This window comes from Gracilibacillus alcaliphilus (genome assembly GCF_016909015.1).
Lineage (GTDB): Bacteria > Bacillota > Bacilli > Bacillales > Amphibacillaceae > Gracilibacillus > Gracilibacillus alcaliphilus.
Genome location: NZ_JAFBFA010000022.1, coordinates 82,829 through 89,394, shown reverse-complemented (window position 1 = coordinate 89,394; position 6,566 = coordinate 82,829). Strand labels below are relative to the sequence as shown.

Genomic DNA, 6,566 nt, shown 5'->3' with positions numbered 1-6,566 from the left:
TTCCCCTTCCTTTAACACAGAGGGGAGCAAGCGGAGCGCGGTAGGAAATTAAAAAATTCACCATTTCTATTGTCCAATTTATTGACATAGATCCATCTACATTCTTATTTAGCAGCAGGTCAACCTGGAACTCCTTTAATTTGTCGAGAAATATGGGGTTGGAAAATATATTATGAGTTACATCTGGTATATGAATATCTTTAACGTGACCAAATATCGCAAGAGAAGTATCGTCAAACTCTTCGACTTCTTGCAAAAGTTGCCTGTTTTCCCATAGTGTATAGGAATAGGATCCTTGTCTATCAAGCACGCTGCCAATAACGCTGTCAATAGTATCTGTGCTTAGCTGAGGTCGCGCCTCTTGAACCGATTCCCATCTATCAAATACACTACCAAAAGTATCATCAGATCTCCAAAACAATTGATACGGATAAATGGTATTGTCTTTCTTTAACCCTTGAACTTCAACAGTTGGATATTCGTTAAGAGTATTCTCTTTATTTATAAACTCCTCTTGATTGATTAAATAATAAATAGGAATTTTGATTGGCTCACTTTCAATATACATTTTTTCTATCTTATTTTTGCTTGTATCTGTAAATATAAATGCTTTTTCTAGTTCAACAAAATAGTCTTCTGTTCCTCTTATGTTGCCATTTTCATCTAACACGACAATCCAAGCATTATGCTCTTGGTAAAAGTCTTGTTCCAATTGTCGCAACCTATCCTCCTCATCAATATTTAGATATTCTTGACGAAAAGATGCAATAGCTTCTGTTAATTGATTGACTTTTTCCTCGGCATAAAATCGTTCAAAAAATAATGTTTGTCCAACAAATATAGCTAGTAAGATAAACAAACATAATCCTGTTGTTAAAAGAAATAACTTCAATACTATCCGGTTTTTCATGATTTCTCCTCAAATTTATAGCCAGCTCGAACCATTGTTTTAATTTGCTTTGCACTTGTTCCAAGTTTATTTCTTAAATTCCGCATATGCGTATTGATTGTTCGATCATCTCCGGCATACTCATACCCCCATACTTGATTGATTAATTGTTCCCTAGTTATAACAATATTTTTATTCATCATTAAATATGTTAATATTTCAAACTCAGTATGTGTTAATGCTATGTGTTTTCCATCCACTTTTATTGAATGAGATTGAAGATTCACTTCAATATGTTGACTAGTCAAAAGATAGTCCTTTTTGTTGGGAGTGTGGGAATGAGACGCCAGTAAACGTTTTGCCCTTGCCAATAATACACGTGGACTATAAGGTTTTGTAACATAGTCATCTGCGCCTAACTCAAATCCTAATAATGTATCTTCTTCATCTGATCGTGCTGTCAAAATAATGATAGGGACAACAGACTTTTCACGGATTCTCTTACAGACTGACCATCCATCTAACTTGGGCATCATAATGTCTAAAATAATTAGGTCAATGCTAAAATTTTCAAATAAATCTATTGCTTCCGCACCATCACTTGCTTCCAAAACATCACAACCAGCATCTAAGAAATAATCTTTACTAATTTCCCGTAAAATATGTTCATCTTCTACTATTAAAACCGTTTTTTTCATTTGAAATGTCTCCTATAGATGATTTGTGTTTTATCCACATTTTAAGTATTTTAATTCTAACAAATAAATGTTAACAAGAACATGTAAAGATAAAATAAAGAATTGATAGCAATGTAAAGGGAAGTATCAATAATGATATACTCCCCTTTTCGTATGTTTAATCATAAATTTATTTGATTATTATGTAATTTTTGGTAACCATATCATATAAGAGAGCGCTGTGTACATAGAGTGAAATCAAATATGGATACATTGAAAGATGTCTGTAAGAACCACGATGTAAGCATTGATCTTGTGAATGGTTTGTGCATTTTTATAAAAAATTTCGATCAAAACTCACTTAGAATTTTTTAATTGAAAGAGGCAAGTATCGCAACTTTTTTTACAAACATCGCGTCTTATGGAGTACCAAGTCTTAAGGCTTGTTTGAGTGCCTTTGAACAGTGGGCATTCTATCAAGGAGCTATCGATATATGGACAAGAAATTTTAACTATGTGGAGCAGCTTTATGATTATGGAAGTGCGTTACGCAAAATCATGTACACTACGAATGTTGTAGAAAGTATCCATTCCAGCTTTAGAAAAGTGACAAAAAAAAGAGCATTCCAAACGAGAACGCCCTTCTAAAAGTCTTGTATTTACGAACAAAAAGAACTTGAAAATAAATGGGAAGGCGGCCATATTCAACAATGGGCAATGGTCATGAATCAGCTATTAATTCATGATCACCTTCATGAACTTGTGTTAAAGTATTTAGAATAACTTACACACTTTATTTGACAAACCCTTATATATAATTATTCCGTTTCAATGGTATAACCAAGTTCTCTTGCACCATCAATGAAATTATATATATTTAATTAATTCATGCACCCTATAGTGAAAAAGCAGAAGCACTTCTATTAGCTGGTTTAGTATAAGACCATCCTTTACTTTATAAATGCTACTTCTCGAGGTAAAGTACCTTCTTGTATCCAATTTTCTATCAATTGGTTAAAGAAATCAGGATCTAATAAAGAAATTCCATGACCTACTTTAGGCATAATTATCCCCGTGCAATTTGAATTACTTGAAACTAAATCTTTCGCTGATTTTTTCATTACTGCTTTTTCCTTTTCTCCAACAGTAACCAGTATCTTGCCTTCCGCTTTACTAAAATTTTCAGGTATTTCAAACGACATATTTTCTTCTAATATTCTAATAAGTGTATCTGATTTCATTTGAGAACTTTCCTTGTAATATTTATCAAAGTATTCCTCACTGATATAGAGTGTTTTGGCTTGAAGTTTTGAAAATGACTTATTTTTAACTAAGGGGAAAGACAATTTTATCGACGGTCGAATCATTTTTTTAATAATTGAGTGGGGTCTTACTAATGCACTGTTAATAATCGCATAATCTACTAAGTTAGAATTAAGACTCAGCATTTTAATAGTAACTTGTGCACCTAATGAGAAGCCAACAACAATAACTTCTTTGCCCTTTGCATTTTTTTCTATTATCTCATTAACCTTTTCTGCACTTAGATGAATAGAAAATTTCTCTGTATTTTTACTTGCACCTTGTTCTGGTAAATCTATCGTAATACAATGATAATTACTGAAATATTGTATTTGTTTATCCCACATCCAACTACTTACTCCACCTCCATGTATAAACAACATTAATGGACTGTTCTTATCTCCATACTCTTGATATGTTAAGCCCAAACGATTCACCTTCTTTTTTTGTTTTATTAAAGTAAACTGCCCCGTTAGTGTAAGTACATTATTTCACCAAATCCCTCTTATCTATTTATATTTTACCATATATTCCTAACATTCTAAATCGAATCAAAAATGGATTCTCGTTTCCGTCGGTATATAGTTCCTCGATGTCCCTTACCTTGGAACGAGATTCTCCCATATGTTGAAGCACCCCATTCTTATTTAATGTAATCTCTCCTCTCTTTTAAGTTGCTCTTGCTTTCATCATATCTTATCGAAAAACCATCGAGAAAGATTCGAAAAATGGAACTCGGTTTTACAGAGTAGATGGGGGAATTAAGGTGATAGATAGAAGAATCATCACGTTTTTCTCTTACTCTCTACTTCATATTTTTTCACGCGCTTACATTTTTCTTTTATCTCCAACACTTGTCACGCTTAGTTTCTCACTCTTTTCTCCAAACAAAAAAAGAACCGAGAAGCTGTACAAATAGTACGTTCCCGATTCTGATAAAAGTATGACATAAGGTCGATACATAAACTGCTTCGATAACCCGTCTTTGTAAAACTTACTTACATCTTGCAATAAGAGTTACATTTTTGTAAGAGAGAGTTACGGGGGAGACAACAACATGTAGCTTTTAAATAAAGTTTGATCAAAAATACCTGGCTAGCCCTCGTTTTTCGCTAAATTAAAAGAATCCATTTTGAAAAAAGATTGATCAAAATGGATTCTTCTCCAACAGATTTCAATTTGGTTTTTATAAAAAAGTTTGATCATTTCCTATCTATGTTGCTCCACAATCGGCCTTATTTTAATTGAGGGTGAGAATCATCTTCTCCACATCTCCGCCACGAGTATTAGAAGACAGTAACCATGAATCCATATTTCTCTAAATTCTATTTTTCTGGATACACTACAATCAACTGATTCTTGATAGTTGATTCATTGCTTCGTATTCTTTGCTAGATAGCTCTATAAGAATATCAGAAGCATGATTTAAGAATAGGATTTCATACGTTTCTCCAGCTTTTCTGATAAGCTTAGAAACTTCCTCCCACATAGGCGCAATTTCGGTAAAGAGATTATATGCATTTTGTAAAGGAGCACTATCAAATATAATCAAGCATTCTTTTAGGAAATCTCTGTACATATTTCTAAAGAGAGATCCCCCGGTTTCCCCGCTCTCCATTAATGTAGCTGTTAATACTAAGTCATCTTCAATATTTTTGCTTCTCTCAAACCACTTATTAATCTCTGCGCTAGTCTTCTTAGTACCTTTATACCCTAAATTTTTTATAGGAGGATTATATAATCATACTTTGTAAGTTTAGTGCAATCTCGTTTTTCTTTGGTATAAGATAGATTTTTTGAAGACATTGGACCTTTTGCGCTTCTTGCCAATGCCAAGTTTTCAAGACTTGTTTTTACCGTACCACCCTGTTGTTTTGTATCAACTAGGTAGGCAAAACTATCGTCATATCCATACATAGCCACATAATGACCAGCAAAATGTACTTTATTAGTGAAATAATCCAAGTAATAACTGTCAAGCTTTAATCCTACTACAATTCCTTTATCTATGTTCTGTTTAACATTTTCCCGTGCCTTTTTTAAGGAAGAAGTCTCTTTTACTTCCATTTGAAGATTTAAGTTATTTACAATGTTACGGGTAAGAAGATCTGGTTTAACCCTTCCTCCAAGAAATGGAAAGTCCATGTTTTTCATGTCCCAATATATAGCCTAATCCTTCACCAATACCAAACAACATCGCCTCGGACATATCAATTCCTAAACTTTTTAATAAACTACCGGTAGCAGTAGTTTCACAGTGTTGGCCAGAAAAAGGCGAGAAATTCTTTACGATCATTTATCCATTCTCCTATCAACATTTTTTTCTAATAAATCCGATATTAAGGTATCCATAAATTCATTTTCATGTTTAATTAATAAAAGAGGGTGTCTGAATAACGCTTGTACGTGAAAAGGTAGTCTTAGTCCACCTTGAGATTCAAATTGTTTATTTATGTTTTTAGCCACTTCAGAAAGAAAATCTTTTCTATTTTGAAGTGCTGTCAAAACTTCCTCTGTAGTTAAGAATGGAATGTCTGCAAGAGCTAAATCAAATCTATTGTCTCTTTCCCGAGAAGATGATAAGGATTCCAAAGTATTCTGTTTTAGTATTTTCACACCATTATCTGTTACTTTAAATTTCCTTGGCATTGGTCCTTTACCTTGTTATGTAGGTTTAATCAAAAAAGCTCAGAAACGCTTAAATTACCTTAAACAGAAGAATCCATTTTGAAAAAAAGATTGACCAAAATGGATTCTATACTACAGTATAATAAGAGTTTTTTATAACAAATTTTGTTTGGGATTTTAGTTTGTTTAAAATATCTTTTTTAGAAATTGGTGAATTAGCTCACTGATCTCTGTAGCATGTGTTTCAAGAGCAAAATGCCCAGTATCAAGTAAATGGACTTCTGCAGATAGAATATCGCGCTTATAAGCCTCAGCTCCAGCAGGGAGAAAGGCAGGATCATTTTTACCCCAAACAGCTAATAATTGAGGTTGATATTTGCGGAAATAGGCCTGAAAATCAGGATAAAGATCCACATTTGTTCTATAATCACCAATCAAATCCAGTTGGATTTCTTCAGCCTCTGGCCGTGACATGTAAGCAATATCCAGTGAATAACCATCTGGTGAAACAAGGCTAGTATCCGTCCCATGAAGATACTGAAAACTGCGGATGGTTTCGGGTGTCAGGGATTCCCGGCATGCTTCACGATTTTCAGCTGTTGGAGAGTGCCAATAATTCTCCCATGGTCCCCAAGTGTCACTAAATCCTTCTACATAAGCATTGCCATTCTGACTAATAATCGCTTGGATCCTTTCCGGGTGAGCCATTGCCAAACGATAACCAATTGGTGCACCGTAATCAAACACATAAAGCACATATTTTTCAAGAGCTAATGCATCTGTAAAGCCTTCCATAACTTGGGTCAGACTATCAAAGGTAAAGTTAAATTGACCACGCGGTGGGGTTATTGTCTGACCGAACCCAGCAAGATCTGGTGCAATGACACGGTAATCTTCTGCCAATCTGGGAATGAGATCACGAAACATATGGCTAGAGCTTGGAAACCCATGTAATAGTAAAATCACTTGACCATCCTTAGGCCCAGCCTCACGATAAAAAACTTCTACATCCCCGACCTTCTGTTTATGATAACTAATTTTCATTATTTACATCTCCTTTAGATTTTTTA

Annotated in this window: 5 protein-coding genes and 3 pseudogenes; 1 reads left to right on the top strand and 7 read right to left on the bottom strand. The window is 34.0% G+C overall.

All coding sequences use genetic code 11. The features are described 5' to 3' along the window. Positions 1–910 (bottom strand): annotated as a pseudogene (locus tag JOD18_RS15455) (hypothetical protein); the annotation flags it as partial. After that, positions 907–1,587 (bottom strand): response regulator transcription factor, encoded by a 681-nt coding sequence (locus tag JOD18_RS15450; protein WP_204670027.1) that lies wholly within the window; start codon positions 1,585–1,587, stop codon positions 907–909. The gene JOD18_RS15450 and the pseudogene JOD18_RS15455, both read right to left, overlap by 4 nt. A gap of 399 nt (positions 1,588–1,986) precedes the next feature. Here JOD18_RS15450 and JOD18_RS15445 point away from each other — a divergent pair. Then, positions 1,987–2,349, top strand: a pseudogene (locus tag JOD18_RS15445) (transposase); the annotation flags it as partial. A 167-nt stretch (positions 2,350–2,516) separates the two neighbouring features. On the opposite strand, the gene JOD18_RS15440 reads toward JOD18_RS15445, so the two are convergent. The 5 genes and pseudogenes from JOD18_RS15440 to JOD18_RS15425 all read right to left on the bottom strand — a co-directional run bounded on the left by JOD18_RS15440 (position 2,517) and on the right by JOD18_RS15425 (position 6,540). Continuing rightward, on the bottom strand, positions 2,517–3,296 hold the full coding sequence (locus JOD18_RS15440) for an alpha/beta fold hydrolase (protein WP_204670026.1): 780 nt from the start codon (positions 3,294–3,296) through the stop codon (positions 2,517–2,519). Positions 3,297–4,216: 920 nt separating this feature from the next. After that, the gene (locus JOD18_RS24820) at positions 4,217–4,549 is read right to left on the bottom strand and encodes a DUF4872 domain-containing protein (RefSeq protein WP_338029553.1); all 333 of its coding nucleotides are present in this window, start codon (positions 4,547–4,549) and stop codon (positions 4,217–4,219) included. A gap of 41 nt (positions 4,550–4,590) precedes the next feature. Continuing rightward, a pseudogene (locus JOD18_RS24815) lies at positions 4,591–5,077 on the bottom strand (BtrH N-terminal domain-containing protein). Between the two features lie 83 nt (positions 5,078–5,160). Continuing rightward, positions 5,161–5,517: a hypothetical protein gene (locus JOD18_RS15430; RefSeq protein WP_204670025.1), complete on the bottom strand. Its 357-nt coding sequence runs from the start codon at positions 5,515–5,517 to the stop codon at positions 5,161–5,163. A gap of 165 nt (positions 5,518–5,682) precedes the next feature. Next, entirely contained in the window at positions 5,683–6,540 is an 858-nt protein-coding gene (locus JOD18_RS15425) for an alpha/beta fold hydrolase (RefSeq protein ID WP_204670024.1), read from the bottom strand. Between the last annotated feature and the right edge of the window lie 26 nt (positions 6,541–6,566).